Source organism: Dietzia sp. DQ11-38-2 (assembly GCF_014145055.1).
Taxonomy (GTDB): Bacteria; Actinomycetota; Actinomycetes; order Mycobacteriales; family Mycobacteriaceae; genus Dietzia.
In genome coordinates, this window is the sequence record NZ_JAALDW010000005.1 from 1 (window position 1) to 15,958 (window position 15,958).

General features: G+C 69.6%; 13 protein-coding genes and 1 pseudogene. 10 read left to right on the plus strand and 4 right to left on the minus strand.

Annotated features, from left to right (window positions below; all coding sequences use genetic code 11):
- Nucleotides 1-406 (minus strand): annotated as a pseudogene (locus G6026_RS00155) (amino acid-binding protein); the annotation flags it as partial.
- Between the two features lie 78 nt (nucleotides 407-484).
- Here G6026_RS00155 and gatC point away from each other — a divergent pair.
- Genes gatC through gatB form a run of 5 tightly spaced genes read left to right on the plus strand, consistent with a single transcriptional unit; the run spans nucleotide 485 to nucleotide 6,190 of the window.
- Nucleotides 485-784, plus strand: coding sequence for an Asp-tRNA(Asn)/Glu-tRNA(Gln) amidotransferase subunit GatC (gene gatC / locus G6026_RS00160; RefSeq protein ID WP_107756700.1), 300 nt, complete (start codon nucleotides 485-487; stop codon nucleotides 782-784).
- Nucleotides 781-2,235 (plus strand): Asp-tRNA(Asn)/Glu-tRNA(Gln) amidotransferase subunit GatA, encoded by a 1,455-nt coding sequence (gatA, locus tag G6026_RS00165; RefSeq protein WP_182611891.1) that lies wholly within the window; start codon nucleotides 781-783, stop codon nucleotides 2,233-2,235. The genes gatC and gatA overlap by 4 nt, the downstream gene beginning before the upstream one ends.
- On the plus strand, nucleotides 2,232-3,635 hold the full coding sequence (locus G6026_RS00170; RefSeq protein ID WP_107756698.1) for a DHA2 family efflux MFS transporter permease subunit: 1,404 nt from the start codon (nucleotides 2,232-2,234) through the stop codon (nucleotides 3,633-3,635). The genes gatA and G6026_RS00170 overlap by 4 nt, the downstream gene beginning before the upstream one ends.
- A 28-nt stretch (nucleotides 3,636-3,663) precedes the next feature.
- Nucleotides 3,664-4,698 (plus strand): ATP-dependent 6-phosphofructokinase, encoded by a 1,035-nt coding sequence (locus G6026_RS00175; protein ID WP_107756697.1) that lies wholly within the window; start codon nucleotides 3,664-3,666, stop codon nucleotides 4,696-4,698.
- Between the two features lie 10 nt (nucleotides 4,699-4,708).
- Nucleotides 4,709-6,190 (plus strand): Asp-tRNA(Asn)/Glu-tRNA(Gln) amidotransferase subunit GatB, encoded by a 1,482-nt coding sequence (gene gatB / locus G6026_RS00180; RefSeq protein ID WP_107758116.1) that lies wholly within the window; start codon nucleotides 4,709-4,711, stop codon nucleotides 6,188-6,190.
- A 21-nt stretch (nucleotides 6,191-6,211) separates the two neighbouring features.
- Here the strand turns inward: gatB and G6026_RS00185 are convergent, their stop codons facing one another.
- Nucleotides 6,212-7,240 carry an oxidoreductase gene (locus tag G6026_RS00185; RefSeq protein WP_182611892.1) on the minus strand — a complete coding sequence of 343 codons (1,029 nt, stop codon included), beginning with the start codon at nucleotides 7,238-7,240 and terminating at the stop codon, nucleotides 6,212-6,214.
- 66 nt (nucleotides 7,241-7,306) lie between these two features.
- On the opposite strand from G6026_RS00185, the gene G6026_RS00190 reads away from it, so the two are divergent.
- Entirely contained in the window at nucleotides 7,307-8,116 is an 810-nt protein-coding gene (locus tag G6026_RS00190; protein ID WP_309230145.1) for a DoxX family protein, read from the plus strand.
- 30 nt (nucleotides 8,117-8,146) lie between these two features.
- Here G6026_RS00190 and ilvD read toward each other — a convergent pair whose 3' ends face one another.
- Entirely contained in the window at nucleotides 8,147-9,985 is a 1,839-nt protein-coding gene (gene ilvD / locus G6026_RS00195) for a dihydroxy-acid dehydratase (RefSeq protein ID WP_182611893.1), read from the minus strand.
- 218 nt (nucleotides 9,986-10,203) lie between these two features.
- Between ilvD and G6026_RS00200 the strand changes: the two genes are divergently transcribed.
- Complete coding sequence (locus tag G6026_RS00200) at nucleotides 10,204-11,661, plus strand: DUF3533 domain-containing protein (protein ID WP_241725860.1); 1,458 nt, start codon at nucleotides 10,204-10,206, stop codon at nucleotides 11,659-11,661.
- Here the strand turns inward: G6026_RS00200 and G6026_RS00205 are convergent.
- Entirely contained in the window at nucleotides 11,551-11,988 is a 438-nt protein-coding gene (locus tag G6026_RS00205; protein ID WP_182611895.1) for a PH domain-containing protein, read from the minus strand. The genes G6026_RS00200 and G6026_RS00205 overlap by 111 nt on opposite strands.
- Before the next feature lie 279 nt (nucleotides 11,989-12,267).
- On the opposite strand from G6026_RS00205, the gene G6026_RS00210 reads away from it, so the two are divergent.
- Genes G6026_RS00210 through ilvC form a run of 3 tightly spaced genes read left to right on the plus strand, consistent with a single transcriptional unit; the run spans nucleotide 12,268 to nucleotide 15,734 of the window.
- Nucleotides 12,268-14,163 carry an acetolactate synthase large subunit gene (locus G6026_RS00210; RefSeq protein ID WP_182611896.1) on the plus strand — a complete coding sequence of 632 codons (1,896 nt, stop codon included), beginning with the start codon at nucleotides 12,268-12,270 and terminating at the stop codon, nucleotides 14,161-14,163.
- A complete protein-coding gene (gene ilvN / locus G6026_RS00215) occupies nucleotides 14,160-14,666 on the plus strand; it encodes an acetolactate synthase small subunit (RefSeq protein ID WP_017837033.1) in 507 nt (168 codons plus the stop codon). The genes G6026_RS00210 and ilvN overlap by 4 nt, the downstream gene beginning before the upstream one ends.
- Nucleotides 14,667-14,720: 54 nt before the next feature.
- Nucleotides 14,721-15,734: a ketol-acid reductoisomerase gene (ilvC, locus tag G6026_RS00220; protein WP_107756690.1), complete on the plus strand. Its 1,014-nt coding sequence runs from the start codon at nucleotides 14,721-14,723 to the stop codon at nucleotides 15,732-15,734.
- The last annotated feature ends 224 nt before the right edge of the window (nucleotides 15,735-15,958 follow it).

The following is a 15,958-nucleotide window of genomic DNA, read 5'->3' on the forward strand; positions in this document are numbered from 1 at the left end:
CGGGGCCCCGCGCGATCAGTCGGCACCCGTCGGCCGTCTCCTCCACCACGAGCGCCCACCCGAGGCGCAGCGCGGCAGGCAACTCGTCCGCGAGCATCTGGTCCGCACCGGCACCCGCGCCCGCCACCGCGTCGATGAGCTCGAGCTCGCGGTGCGCGTCGAGGATCCCGCCGAACGGCCGCAGCGAGTCCACCATGACGCCGTCGAGCTGCTCGGCGGCGGTGATCAGGGTGTCGGGGAAGGTGCCGTTGGGGACGTTCACCACGATGTCGTCCACGGCCACACCGTCGAACCTGTCCACCACGTCGAGGCTGATGATGTCCGCGCCGGCGGTTCCCAGTGCGACCGCGAGGGAGCCGAGGCTCCCCGGACGATCGGGTAGCAGGACGCGGAGCAGATAAGACATGGCGCCCATTGTGCCGCACTCCGAGGGCCTGACTAGGCTGGGCCGGTACCGACACGCCACGCCGAAGGGACTACACACGTGACCTCGATCTCACGCGGGGACGTCGCGCATCTGGCCAGGCTCTCCCGCCTGGAACTGAGCGACGCCGAGCTGGAGTCGTTCGCGCGACAGCTCACCGACATCCTCGACCACGTGCAGGCGGTCTCCGAGGTTGCGGCGGACGACGTCCCGGCGATGAGCCACCCCACCGCGATCTCCAACGTGTACCGCGCCGACGTGGTCACGCCGGGGCTGACCCCGGACCAGGCGCTCGACCAGGCGCCGGCCGCGGACCAGCAGCGCTTCGAGGTCCCGCAGATCCTGGGGGAGGAGGCATGACGTCGCTCACCACCGCCACCGCCGCGGAACTGGCCCGCCGGATCGCGGCGGGGGAGATCTCCTCCGAGGAGGTCACCCGGGCACACCTCGAGCGGATCTCGGAGGTCGACGGGGAGATCAACGCCTTCCTCCACGTCGGAGCAGACGAGGCCCTCGACGCCGCGCGCGCCGTGGACGCCCGACGCGCGGCGGGCGAGGAACTCGGACCGCTGGCCGGGGTCCCGGTGGCCCTCAAGGACGTGTTCACCACCACCGACGCGCCCACCACGTGTGGCTCACGGATGCTCGAGGGATACCGCTCGCCGTACGACGCCACGGTCACCGCCAGGCTGCGGAGCGCGGGGCTCCCGATCCTCGGCAAGACCAACATGGACGAGTTCGCCATGGGGTCCTCGACCGAGAACTCGGCATACGGCCCGACGCGCAACCCGTGGGACACCAGCCGGACCCCTGGTGGCTCCGGTGGTGGCTCCGCCGCGGCCCTGGCGTCACACCAGGCACCGATCGCCATCGGCACCGACACCGGGGGCTCCATCCGTCAGCCCGCCGCGCTCACCGCCACGGTGGGGGTCAAGCCCACGTACGGCACCGTGTCCAGGTACGGCCTCGTGGCCTGCGCGTCGTCGCTCGACCAGGGCGGGCCATGCGGCCGCACCGTCGAGGACACGGCGCTTCTGCACCAGGTCATCGCCGGTCACGACCCGCGAGATTCGACCAGCGTCGACGTGGCGATCCCCGACATGGTCCGCGCGGCCCGAGAGGGTGCGCGGGGAGACCTGTCGGGTGTGCGCGTGGGCGTCGTCTCCGAGTTCGCCGGGGAGGGGTACCAGCCGGGGATCGAGGCGTCGTTCCGCGACTCGGTCGACACCCTGCGGGGCCTGGGCGCCGAGGTGGTCGAGGTCTCGTGCCCGAACTTCCGGTACGCGCTCCCGGCCTACTACCTGATCCTGCCCTCCGAGGTGTCGAGCAACCTCGCCCGGTTCGACGCCATGCGGTACGGCCTGCGGGTCGGCGAGGGATCGGCGGACCAGGTCATGGCGGCGAGCCGGGAAGCCGGGTTCGGCCCGGAGGTCAAACGCCGCATCATGCTCGGCACCTACGCCCTCTCCGCCGGGTACTACGACGCCTTCTACGGCCAGGCGCAGAAGGTCCGCACGCTCATCGCCCGGGATTTCGACGCCGCCTACGAGAAGGTGGACGTCCTGATCTCGCCCACCACGCCCACCACCGCGTTCCCGCTGGGGGCCAAGGTCGAGGACCCGGTGGCCATGTACCAGTTCGACCTCTGCACCCTTCCGCTCAACCTCGCCGGGCACTGCGGGATGTCCGTCCCGTCCGGGCTCGTCGACGGGCTCCCGGCGGGTCTCCAGATCATGGCCCCCGCACTGGCCGACGACCGGTTGTACCGGGTGGGCGCCGCCTTCGAGGCGGCGAGAGGCCCGATCGCGTGACCACAGTCCCCGAGAGGGACGCATGGAAGGCTCTGACGGCGCTCGTCATCGGGTTCTTCATGATCCTGGTGGACCAGACGATCGTCGCGGTCGCCACCGATGCCTTCGTCTCGCAGCTCGGCGCGTCGACCAACCAGGTCATCTGGGTGACGAGCGCCTACCTGCTGGCCTACGTCGTGCCACTGTTGTTCACGGGACGACTGGGCGACCAGATCGGCCCGCGCACGGTGTCAATCGCGGGACTCGTGCTGTTCACGAGTGCCTCCCTGTGGTGTGGACTGGCGGGCAGCATCGAGACACTCATCGTGGCGAGGGTCTTCCAGGGCCTCGGCGCCGCGCTACTCACCCCCCAATCGCTCAGCGTGATCACCAGGATCTTCGCCCCGGCGCGCCGCGGGGCGGCGATGGGCGCCTGGGGGGCGGTCGCGGGTATCGCCTCGGTCGTCGGTCCCGTGTTGGGTGGGGTCCTCATCGACGCGTTCGACTGGCGGGCCATCTTCTTCATCAACATCCCCTTCGGGGTCCTCGCGGTGATCCTGGTGTGGCGGTGGGTCCCGAGGCTCGAGACCCGCTCGCACTCCTACGACGTCCCGGGTATCGCCCTGTCAGCCGTGGGTATGTTCCTGCTGGTCTTCGGGATCCAGCAGGGCGAGTCCCACGGATGGGCGGGGACCACCCTCGTGTTGATCCTGGCCGGCGCGGCGGGCCTGGCGGCGTTCCTCTGGTGGCAGTCACGGGTGCGTACCGAGCCGCTGGTCCCTCTACGTCTGTTCCGGGACCGGAACTTCTCGATCGGGACCTTCGGGGTCTCCACGATCGGCTTCGTCACCGCGGGGACCATGGTCCCCCTGATGTTTTACCTCCAGGGGGTCAAAGACCTCAGTGCCACGCGCGCGGGCCTGATGCTGTTACCCATGGCACTGATCGCCGGCGTCCTCGCACCGGTCGTCGGACGCTGGGCGGACAGGATCGACGCGCGGCTGTTCACGGGGATCGGGTACTTCTCCTACGCGATCTCCTTGTTCTGGTTGGCGCTGGTCATGGACTCGCAGAGCTCCATCCCAGTGTTGCTCGGACCCATCGCGTTGATGGGGGTGGCCAACGGGTGTGTCTGGGCGCCCACGTCATCGACCGCGATGCGGCGACTCGAGCTCGCCTCCGCGGGGGCGGGCTCGGGGGTGTACAACACCACCCGCCAGGTGGGCGCCGTCCTGGGATCCGCGGCGATCGGCGCGTTGATGCAAGCACGGCTGGTCGTCCACGGCGACGTTGGGCAGGCGGTCGCGGACGCCATGTTCCTCCCCGCCGTGGTGGTCCTGCTCGGTGGCCTCGCCACGATGGCGTTTCGTACCGGTGAACAGTCACCGGGCGCTCGCGCGGTGAGCAGGCCCCGGCCCTAGACTGCTGGAGAACCGAGAGGAGTCCGTCGTGCGTATAGGCGTGCTGACCGCAGGTGGGGACTGTCCCGGGCTCAACGCGGTCATCCGGGCGTTGGTGCGGACCGCCAACTCCGAGTACGACTCGCCGGTCCTGGGGTTCCAGGACGGGTGGGCGGGGTTGGTCCACGACCGCGCGGTGCCACTGTTCGACGACGAGGGGATCGACCGCATCCTGCTCCGCGGGGGCACCATCCTCGGAACGGGACGGCTCAACCCGGACATCCTCACCGCGAGCCTGCCGCAGATCCGCCGGACCCTCGCGCGTCATTCCCTCGACGCACTGGTGGCGATCGGTGGCGACGGCACGCTGAGGGCCGCCAGATGGCTCACGGAGAACGGCATCCCGGTCGTCGGGGTGCCGAAGACCATCGACAACGATGTCGCCGGGACCGACTACACGTTCGGCTTCGACACCGCGGTGTCGATCGCGTCCGACGCGATCGACCGGCTGCACACCACGGCGGAGTCCCACGAGCGGGTGATGCTGGTGGAGGTGATGGGGCGGCATGCCGGGTGGATCGCCCTGCACTCCGGGCTCGCGTCCGGGGCGCACATGATCGTCATCCCGGAGGTGCCGTTCGACATCGACTACGTGTGCAAGGTGATGAAGCGTCGGTTCCAGATGGGGGAGGCGTACGGGATCTGCGTGGTCGCGGAGGGAGCCACTCCCGCCGAGGGCTCGGGGATGACCTTGCGGAGTGGCGGCACCGACCAGTTCGGGCACCGGGTGTTCACCGGTGTCGCCGACCAGATGGCGTCGGCGATCGCCGAGCGGATGAACCGCGACGTCCGCACCACCGTCCTGGGGCACATCCAGCGCGGGGGGACCCCGACCGCGTACGACCGCGTCCTGGCGACCCGATATGGCGTCCACGCGGCACACGCCGCCCACCGTGGGGACTTCGGACAGGTGGTGGCGCTGCGAGGGGAGTCCATCGAGATGGTGCCGGTCGCCGAGGCCGTCGCCGTGCTCAAGACCGTGCCCGAGGACCGCTACCGCGAGGCCGCCTGCCTCTTCGGCTAGATTGTTCCGCATGGAGTTCACCGAGGTCGTGTCACGTTTCGATCCCGTCATGGGTATGGAGGTGCACGTCGAGTTGCACACCGCCACCAAGATGTTCTGCGGGTGCCCGACGGCGTTCGGAGCGGACCCCAACACGCAGGTGTGCCCGGTGTGCATCGGATTGCCGGGGGCGCTGCCGGTGGTCAATGGCCAGGCCGTGGAATGGGCCATCAAGATCGGCTTGGCCCTGGGGTGTTCGATCGCGCCGTACAGCCGGTTCGCACGCAAGAACTACTTCTACCCGGACCAGCCGAAGAACTACCAGATCTCGCAGTACGACGAACCGATCGCCCACGACGGGTTCCTCGACGTCCAGCTCGACGACGGCACCACCTGGCGCGTCGAGATAGAGCGGGCGCACATGGAGGAGGACACCGGCAAGTCCACCCATGTCGGCTCGGCCACCGGCCGGATCCACGGCGCCACCCATTCGCTGCTCGACTTCAACCGCGCCGGCGTTCCGCTGATCGAGATCGTCTCCAAACCGATCGTCGGGGCGGGGGAGCGTGCACCGGAGATCGCCCGCGCCTACGTCTCCGCGTTGCGTGACCTGCTCCGCAGTCTCGACGTCTCCGATGTCCGCATGGACCAGGGATCGATGCGGTGTGACGCCAACGTCTCGCTGATGCCCAAGGGGGCCACCGAGTTCGGGACCCGCACGGAGACGAAGAACGTCAACTCCCTGCGGAGCGTCGAAATCGCCGTCCGGCACGAGATGTGCCGACAGGCGGACGTCCTGACCTCCGGCGGTCAGGTGGTGCTCGAGACGCGGCACTTCCACGAATCCGATGGCACCACCACGGCGGGCAGGCCCAAAGAGTCCGCCGAGGACTACCGGTACTTCCCCGAGCCCGACCTCGCCCCTGTCGAACCGCTCGACGAGCTCGTCGAGAAGATCCGAGCCGGGTTGCCCGAGCTGCCGTGGCTGCGCCGCGCGCGGGTGCAGGCGGAGTGGGGCGTCTCGGATGAGGAGATGCGCGACCTGGTCAACGCCGGGGCCCTGGACCTGATCCTCGCCACCGTCGACGCCGGCGCGGCGCCCACAGAGGCCCGCTCGTGGTGGGTGTCCTACCTGTCCCAGCAGGCCAACAAGCGTGGCGTGGGCCTGCAGGGGTTGGAGATCACCCCGGCCCAGGTCGCACGCGTCATCGAGCTGGTGGCGGAGGGCAGGCTCACCAACAAGCTCGCCCGTCAGGTCGTGGACGCGGTCCTGGACGGCGAGGGCGAGCCCGACCGCGTCGTGGCGGACAGGGGCCTCGAGGTGGTCCGTGACGACTCCGCCCTGCAGAAGGCCGTCGACGACGCCCTCGCCGCGCAGCCGGATATCGCGGACAAGATCCGCTCCGGGAAGGTCCAGGCGGCCGGGGCGATCGTGGGTGCGGTCATGAAGGCCACCCGTGGTCAGGCGGATCCGGCGAGGGTCAAGGAACTGGTCATCGCCGCCTGCGGCTAGGTGTACCGCCAGGCCCCGGTCTCAGGTGCGGGCGTCGCCGCCGCCGCCAGCGGCCTGAGGCAGGATGACGGCGCGGTCATCGGTGGGGACCGGCGAGCCACCGCTCTTGTTGGTGGTCCCGCCCAGCAGCACCCCGTCACCGACCGCCGCCAGCCCGGTGATACGGCCGTAGCGGCCCTCGGCCAGCGGCTCGGGTTGGCCGCGCGCCGCCCCACCGGTCAGGGCGAGGGTGTCGGCGCGTTCGCCGTCCGGCAACGCCAGGGCGAGTGAGTCCTGAGCCGCGGCGCACCCTCCGGCCGAACGCTGGTCGGGCCAGGTCCAGATGACGCGATCGGCGCTCCGTATCACCGCACCGCGGTCGGTGACGGCGGCGAGGTAGAGCTCGGACCCATGGGTGCACAGTCCGGTGATCCGACCCACGTCACGGGCGACGACCTCAGGGTTCTGCGCGGTACCGATGCCCCTGAACCCGGGGAATCTCACGACGTCGGAGCCCACGCCCACCGTCAGGACCGCGTCGACGAACGCGAGGCCCCCGGTCTCGGCGGGGGCGAGTTCGGCGACCGTCCTGGGCGCATCCCCGCGCGCGAGTCGTTCGACCCTGGAGGGGCCGTCGCCGACGACGAGGAGATACAGCAGCCTGTCCTGGGTGAAGTCCGGGGAGGGCGCCACGGCCGCCACGCGACCGCCACGCGGGTCGACCCGGCCGAAGTCCTCGGGAGGACCGTCCACCGAGACGATCTTGACGGCCCCCGTCGACTCCGCCACCAGCGCCCGCTCTCCGAGGCCGGCGACCGCGACGGCCGGCTCGAGGCATGTCGCGATGACGGCAGGATCCGGGTCCACACACGGACCGGTCGCCGGCGGTGTGTCCTGCTCGTCCGGGCGCGGAGACGAGGTCGGCGGGGGGATCCCCGGCGGGGTGGACGGTGGGCCCGCATCCATCCCCGGGCCCGGTGCGGGGGTGAAGGGGGCCTCGAGACGATCGTCGAACCTCGCGCACCCGGCCGTCACCATGACCAGGACCACCAGCAGCGAGAGCGATCTCATGACGACAAGACTACGGTGCGCCGTGTCCTGGGTGCGGGTGCCCGGGAAGCGGCCTATGGTCGCAGGGTGACTTCCTCAACGCCCGGAGACGACGCCCGAACCGAGATGATCCACGACGTCGACTACCCGCTCGACGTCCCCGAGGCCACGAGGACCGGTCCCAGCCCGGGATCCGCGGACTCGGCGACCACGGCATTCCCGGCGGCGACCCGGACGGATTACTCCCACTACCCGGACTCCGGTGCCTACGACACGTCGACGCCGCTGCCGTTCGGTGACCAGCCCACCACCATCGCCCCCGAGACCCGGGACGAGATCCCGCGGCGCGGCACGGCGGACTTCGGGTTGTTCCTCCTGCGTCTCGCGGTGGGCGTCCTGCTGGCGATGCGGGGTCTGCAGAAGCTCTTCGGTCTGTTCGGGGGCCCGGGTCTCGACGGGTTCACGCAGACCCTCACCGAGTCGGGCTTCGAACAGGCCCGGCTCCTCGCGATCACCGGCGGCGTCGTCGAGCTGGTCGCGGGGACTCTGCTCGTCGTGGGCCTGGCCACTCCGGTCGCGGCGGCGGGGTTGCTCGGCATCGTCGGTCTGGGCCTCGCCGTCCGGCTCACCGGCGGCGACCCCATTCCTCTACTCGGTGAGACGAGCCGTGGGCTGGAGACGTCGGTGCTGTACATCGCGGCGCTGCTCGCCCTGCTGTTCGCGGGTCCCGGACGGTGGTCTGTCGACCGTAAGTGGCGATGGTCGCACCGCCCCCGGTTCAGCGGCGCGATCTGGCTGCTGCTGGCCGCCATCGCGGCGGGAGTGATCTGGTACCTGCTCAACGGCACCAATCCGCTGACGTCCACCACCGACAGCCCCGCGGTCACCGCCGGCTGAGGGCCGGGACCGCGGGGGCCCGAACGAGGATCAGTCGGGCAGGATCCGGACCGCACCCTTGTCCGCGGACGACGCCATGGAGGCGTAGGCCCGCAGCGCGGAGGAGACCTTACGGTCGCGGGAGCCCGGGCGCCAGGGGGTGGGCCCCTTGGCCGCCCGGCGGCGGTTCAACTCGTCGTCGTCGACGTCCACCGAGATGGATCGGGTGGCCACGTCGATCGTCACCACGTCCCCGTCCCGGATCAACCCGATCGGGCCACCGGCCGCGGCCTCGGGCGCGATGTGCCCGATGGACAGGCCCGACGAGCCCCCGGAGAACCGTCCGTCGGTGATGAGTGCGCATTTGGTCCCCAGGCCGGCGCCCTTGATGAACGCGGTGGGGTGGAGCATCTCCTGCATCCCCGGCCCGCCGGCGGGACCCTCGTACAGCACCACCAGCACCTCACCGGGCCGCAGGGTCTTGTTGAGGATCACCGAGACCGCCTGCTCCTGGGACTCCACGACCCGGGCGGGGCCGCTGAAGTGGAAGTTCTCCTCGGAGACGCCGGCCGTCTTGAAGACCGATCCGTCCGGGGCGATGTTCCCGCGCAGCACGGCCAGCCCGCCCTCTGCGGTGGCCGGGTGCTCGACGGAATGGATGCACCCGCGCACGGCGTCCGTGTCGAGTGACTCCCAGCGGTTGTCCGTGGAGAACGGTTCGATCGTCCGGACCCCGCCCGGGGCGGCGTGGAACAACTCGACGGCCTTCTCGGTGGCCGAGCCACCACGGATGTCCCAGTCCGCGATGTACTGCTCGAGCGAGGGGGAGTGGACGGAATGGACGTCGGTCTCCAGCAGCCCACCGCGGAACAACTCGCCGAGGATCGCCGGGATGCCGCCGGCCCGGTGGACGTGTTCCATGTAGTAGTCGGAGTTGGGTGCGACCTTGGCCAGGCAGGGGATCCGGCGGGAGATCCGCTCGATGTCGGACAGGTCGAAGTCCACCTCGCCCTCCTGCGCGGCGGCCAGGATGTGCAGCACGGTGTTGGTGGAGCCGCCCATCGCGACGTCCAGCGCCATGGCGTTGGTGAAGGCCTCCCTGGTGGCCACCGCGCGGGGGAGGACGGACTCGTCGTCGTCGCGGTAGTACCGCGTGCACAGCTCCACGATGAGCCGGCCCGCCTCGGCGAAGAGCTCCCGCCGTGCGCTGTGGGTGGCGAGGGTCGAGCCGTTGCCCGGGAGGGACAGCCCCAGGGCTTCGGTGAGGCAGTTCATCGAATTGGCGGTGAACATGCCCGAGCAGGATCCGCACGTGGGGCACGCCGAGCGTTCGATCGTGTCGAGGTCCTCCTGCCCGACCGCCGTGTTGGCCGAGGCGGAGATCGCGGTGATGAGGTCGGAGCCGGCCTTGACCACGCCGTCGACGACCACCGAGAACCCGGACTCCATGGGTCCACCGGAGACGAACACCGTGGGGATGTTCAGTCGCATCGCCGCGTTGAGCATGCCCGGGGTGATCTTGTCGCAGTTGGAGATACACACCAGTGCATCGGCCGTGTGGGCGTTCACCATGTACTCGACGGAGTCGGCGATGATCTCGCGGCTCGGCAGCGAGTACAACATGCCCGCGTGGCCCATGGCGATGCCGTCGTCCACGGCGATGGTGTGGAACTCCCGCGCGACGCCGCCCGCCGCGGTGATCTGCTCGGCGACGATCTCGCCGACGTTCTTCAGGTGCACATGCCCCGGGACGAACTGGGTGTACGAGTTGGCCACCGCGATGATCGGCTTGCCGAAGTCGGCGTCGGTCATGCCGGTGGCGCGCCACAGGGCGCGCGCCCCCGCCGCGTTGCGTCCGGCTGTGCTGGTACGTGACCTCAGGGCGGGCATGGGACCTCGATCGGTTCTCAGGACTACGGGACGTGCGCCCCGTCTGAGCAGCACCGCGACAGGACCGGGGAACCGCCAGGGGGTCGGTCCTGCGACCGGGCCCGTGACGTGCGGCGGAGCGCTCGAGGGGACGGGTACACAGTACCCCCGGAGGCAGGAGTAGCTTCGTTCCGGTCGGGCGAGAGACCGACCGGCGTTCCACACGAATGAGGTTCACCATGACCGACTCGACCGACGTGACCGACTCGGGCCACACCGGAGGCGTCCGCGAGTTCGTCTCGCACTCCGCGGGCGCCGTCGTCCTGGTCTGCGGATTGTTCTTCCTCCTGTCGTTCATGTACCTCGGAGGCACCGCGGACCCCCAGGCCCATGCCCGCCACATCCCCGTGGCGGTGGTGGACTCCGACGCCGGCGCGTCGTTGGACACCCCGGTCGGGGTGCGGGAGCTCGACGTGGGATCACAGATCACCGCCGGCCTGCTGCAGAACAACGACTGGGAGAGGATCCGGCTGCACGTCGTGGATCCCGATACGGCGGAGGAAGGTCTGCGCAACGGGACGTACTTCGGCGCGGTGACGATCCCCGCGGATCTGAGTGAGCGGGTGGTCGGCCTGGTCGAGGCGGCCGCCACCGAGGCGGGGGACGCCGCCGAGCCCCCCGCGCCCGCGCACATCACCCTCGAGTACTCCCCCCGGGTCTCGATCGTGTCGAGTCAGGTCATGAACACCATGGCGGACGCGATGCAGGAGTCGTTGCGCGATCGGATGGGATCCAGGATCCTCCAGGACTCGCAGCTGCTCGCCGAGGCGGAGGGCAGGACGATCGGGGCCGCGGCGACTCTCGCGCTCCAGGATCCGGTGGGGATCGACGTGGTGGCGTGGAACCCGCTGCCGGAGGGGGTGTCGAACGCCTCGCTGCCGATGTTCTACGCGCTGATCGTCGTGCTCGCGGGGTTCACCGGGGCGATGATCATCTCCGCCGTGCTCGACGCCCGTCTGGGGTTCATCCCGCTGGAGATCGGACCGCTGGCGCTGCACGTCCACGTGGCCCCGTTCGGTCGGCTCCAGACCCTCGCCCGCAAATGGGTGGTGACGCTGGTGACGGCCCCGCTCGTGTCCGGGCTGACCCTTCTCGTCGCACACATCATCGGGGTCACGGGGTACGACCCGTGGCACCTGTTCTGGTTCTCGAACCTGGTCATCGTCGCGGTCGGGATCTGTGCCCACACCATCATCGCGGCGATCGGCAACGCCGGCCTGCTGGTCAACCTCGTGGTCTTCGTGGTGCTGGGCATCCCCACGTCGGGAGGCGCCACCCCGACCCAGATGCTTCCGCAGGTGTTCGTGGCGATCGGGAACCTCCAACCGATGCACCAGGCCTACCTGGGGATCCGCTCCGTCATGTTCTTCGACTCGAGCTGGGACGCGGGTCTGGGACACGCGGTCTGGGTGCTCGGTGGCTGGGGCGTGGCGGGACTTCTCGCAGGGGTGGTGATCACCCTGCTGTACGAACGGATGGGGATGCGGCGTCAGGCCGTGGCGGAGCGGGTGCCGGCGGGCCGTCGCTCAGCCGACGTCGTCGGTCCGCGAGGCGGAGTAGGGGTCGCGGATGCGCCCCCGACTGGCGACCGAGAGCCGGGGGAGATCGTGGAACGAGACCCCGCCCATCGGGAATGAGTGGTCGGTGGTGGTGACCAGGCGGGCGAAGCCGTTCTTGGGGAACAGCACCCCCTTGACCTCGTCCCACGGCACGAACCTGCGCGCCCGCCAGGACGACAGGTGGACACCGTCCTCGTCGAGTCTGGTGTTGGTCCGCGCGATCCACCACCCGAACGCGATCGGGAGCAGCACGAGCCACCCGAGAGCGACGGGGTAGGTGCTGACGGGCCAGAGGATCGCCAGGCCGACGACGGCGATGACGGCGTAGGACATGGGGTTGACCCGGAACAGTGCGCGGTCGCTCGGCGTGGATTCCGGGTGGGGTGCTCTGAATGGGGCGCTCATGATGCCCTCCACTGTCTCACGGTCCACGATGTGGGATCGGGTATCCACGAGTTGACGACCGTGACGGCCGGGGCCTAACCTGAGCGCGTGAACACCTGGAACGGTCTAGTACTCGGCCGGCGCGTCGGCGCCTGAGCCGCTACCTGGCTTTCCGTCGACGCGCACCCTCGCCGGCCCCCGTGGCCGTCGGGGGTTTTTTGTTGCCGGGTTCCCCTGGTCCCACCGGACCGGGTGCGGCGACGAACGTCAGCTCCACGACCACCATGAAGGACAGTTGAAGTGAGCGCACCAACGGCACAGCCCGGACCCCGTCCGGGTGCAGAGCACAGGGCCCGGTCCGCGGCCCCCGAGCGGATGACGGGCGCCCAGGCGGTGGTCCGGTCCCTCGAGGAGATCGGCACCGAGGTCGTCTTCGGGATCCCCGGCGGCGCGATCCTGCCCGTCTACGATCCCCTCTACGACTCGGTCAAGGTCCGACACGTGCTGGTCCGGCACGAGCAGGGCGCAGGTCATGCGGCCACCGGGTACGCGCAGGCCACCGGCCGGGTCGGCGTCTGCATGGCCACCTCGGGCCCGGGGGCCACCAACCTCGTCACGCCGCTCGCGGACGCGCAGATGGACTCGGTTCCGATCGTCGCCATCACCGGGCAGGTGGGCACCGCGCTCATCGGCACGGACGGCTTCCAGGAGGCCGACATCTCCGGCATCACCATGCCGATCACGAAGCACAACTTCCTCGTCTCGCACGGCGAGGACATCCCGCGGATGATCGCGGAGGCGTTCCACATCGCGCAGACCGGCCGACCGGGCGCGGTGCTGGTGGACATCCCCAAGGACGTCCTGCAGGCCGAGATGACCTTCTCCTGGCCCCCGGAGATGAAGCTGCCCGGGTACCGGCCGGTGACCAAGCCCCACGGCAAACAGATCCGGGAGGCGGCACGGCTCATCGCCAAGGCCGAGCGACCGGTCCTCTACGTCGGCGGGGGCGTGATCAAGGCGGACGCCTCGGCGGAGCTGTTGGCCCTGGCGGAGCTCACGGGAATCCCTCTGGTCACGACGCTGATGGCGAGGGGCGCGTTTCCCGATTCACACCGGCTCCACTATGGCATGCCCGGCATGCACGGCACCGTGGCCGCGGTCGCCGCGCTCCAGAAGTCGGATCTACTCGTCACGCTGGGCGCCCGTTTCGACGACCGGGTGACCGGCCAGCTCGACACCTTCGCGCCCGGGGCGAAGGTCATCCACGCCGATATCGATCCGGCGGAGATCGGCAAGAACCGCGCCGTCGACGTCCCGATCGTCGGCGACATCAAGGAGGTGCTGGTCGAGCTCGTCCAGACGCTGCGCGGGGAACGCGATGCCGGCGCGCTGCACGAGCCCACCGGGTGGGTGGGCGAGTTGGACGAGATCCGGTCCGAGTACCCGCTGGGTTACGGGCCGCAGTCCGACGGTTCGCTCTCCCCGGAGTTCGTGATCGAGCGGCTCAGCGCGGCCGCCGGGCCGGACGCGATCTACTGCGCGGGGGTCGGCCAGCATCAGATGTGGGCCGCGCAGTTCGTGCAGTACGAGAAGCCGCGCACGTGGCTCAACTCGGGCGGCCTCGGGACCATGGGGTACTCGGTGCCCGCCGCGATGGGCGCCAAGTTCGGTCGGCCGGAGGCCGAGGTGTGGGCGATCGACGGTGACGGCTGCTTCCAGATGACCAACCAGGAACTCGCCACCTGTGCGATCGAGGGCGCGCCCATCAAGGTGGCCCTGATCAACAACGGCAACCTCGGCATGGTCCGTCAGTGGCAGACGCTGTTCTACGACCAGCGCTACTCGCAGACGGACCTGTCGACCCAGTCCATGCTCATCCCCGATTTCGTGAAGCTCGGCGAGGCCCTGGGGTGCGTCGCGCTCCGATGTGACCGCGCGGAGGACGTCGATGAGGTGATCGCCCGGGCCCGGGAGATCAACGACCGACCGGTGCTCATCGACTTCATCGTGGGCAAGGACGCCCAGGTGTGGCCGATGGTCGCCGCGGGCACGTCCAATGACGAGATCATGGCGGCGCGGGACATCCGGCCGCTGTTCGACGACACCGATTCCGTGGCCGACGACGCCGCGGATGTCCACGATGTGACCGAGCGGATCGACGCCGCCGTGCTCGCCGCCCAGGAGGAGGACCAGTGACCGCCCGCTCCCACACCCTGAGCGTGCTGGTGGAGGACAAGCCCGGCGTGCTCGCGCGCGTGGCGTCGCTGTTCTCCCGGCGCGGGTTCAACATCGAGTCCCTCGCGGTGGGTCCCACGGAGACCGACGGTCTCTCGCGGATGACGATCGTCGTGGCCGTCGAGGACTTCCCCCTCGAACAGGTGACCAAGCAGCTCAACAAGCTGGTCAACGTGATCAAGATCGTGGAGCAGGACCCGGCCGGTTCGGTTGCCCGGGAACTCACACTGGTCAAGGTCCGCGCCGACACCACCAATCGTGGCCAGATCGTCGAGATCGCCAGTCTCTTCCGCGCCCACGTCGTGGACGTCTCCCCGGAATCGCTCACGCTCGAGGCCACCGGTACCCCCGACAAGCTCGACGCGCTGCTGCGCATGCTCGACGGCTACGGGATCCGCGAGATCGTGCAATCCGGCATGGTCGCGCTGGGACGCGGCCCCAAGTCCATCACCACCACTCGATAGTCTCGACTCCTACACAAGTCTCGGCTTCACGAACCAACACGAAGGGAATCCACCATGGCAGTGGAGATGTTCTACGACGACTCGGCGGATCTGTCGCTGATCCAGGGCCGCAAGGTCGCCGTCATCGGTTACGGCTCACAGGGCCACGCGCACTCGCTGAGCCTGCGCGACTCCGGTGTCGAGGTCGCGATCGGTCTGCGTGAGGGGTCCAAGTCCCGCGCGAAGGCCGAGGAGGCCGGCCTCACGGTGATGACCGCCGCCGAGGCCAGCAAGTGGGCCGACGTCATCATGCTGCTCGCCCCCGACACCTCGCAGGCCCAGATCTTCACCGAGGACATCGAGCCCAACCTCAGCGACGGCGACGCGCTGTTCTTCGGCCACGGCCTCAACATCCACTTCGGCCTGATCACGCCCGCCGAGGGCGTCACCGTCGCGATGGTCGCCCCGAAGGGTCCCGGCCACCTGGTGCGCCGTCAGTTCGTCGACGGCAAGGGCGTCCCGGCGCTCATCGCCGTGGAGCAGGACCCGAAGGGCGAGGGCGAGGCGCTCGCGCTGTCCTACGCCAAGGCGATCGGCGGCACCCGCGCGGGCGTCATCAAGACCACCTTCAAGGACGAGACCGAGACCGATCTGTTCGGTGAGCAGGCCGTGCTCTGCGGCGGTACCGAGGAGCTCGTCAAGACGGGTTTCGAGGTCATGGTCGAGGCGGGGTACGCCCCCGAGCTCGCCTACTTCGAGGTGCTGCACGAGCTCAAGCTCATCGTCGACCTCATGTACGAGGGAGGCATCGCGCGCATGAACTACTCGGTGTCCGACACCGCTGAGTTCGGTGGCTACCTCTCGGGCCCGCGCGTCATCGACGCCGGTACCAAGGAGCGCATGAAGGAGATCCTGGCCGACATCCAGAACGGCACCTTCACCAAGCGTCTCGTGGCCAACGTCGAGGGTGGCAACAAGGAGCTCGAGCAGCTCCGCAAGGAGAACGCGGAGCATCCGATCGAGGTCACCGGCCAGAAGCTGCGTGATCTGATGAGCTGGGTCGACCGGCCGATCACCGAGACCGCCTGAGGCCCATGTAGGGTCCAGCGGGATCGATTCCCGACTGTCAGGAGGACCGCCGTGCGCCACTTCAACCGAGGAGTGGGGGCGGCGGTTCTCTCGTTCTGTCTGGTCGCGGCCACTGCCGCGTGCACCTCCGGGCCCGCCGACGCGTCGCCGGGTATCACCGCCGCGCAGGTCGAGGGTGCGAGGGTCGCCGTGGACGCCGACGAGTCCGGTGTCGAGGCGACCCG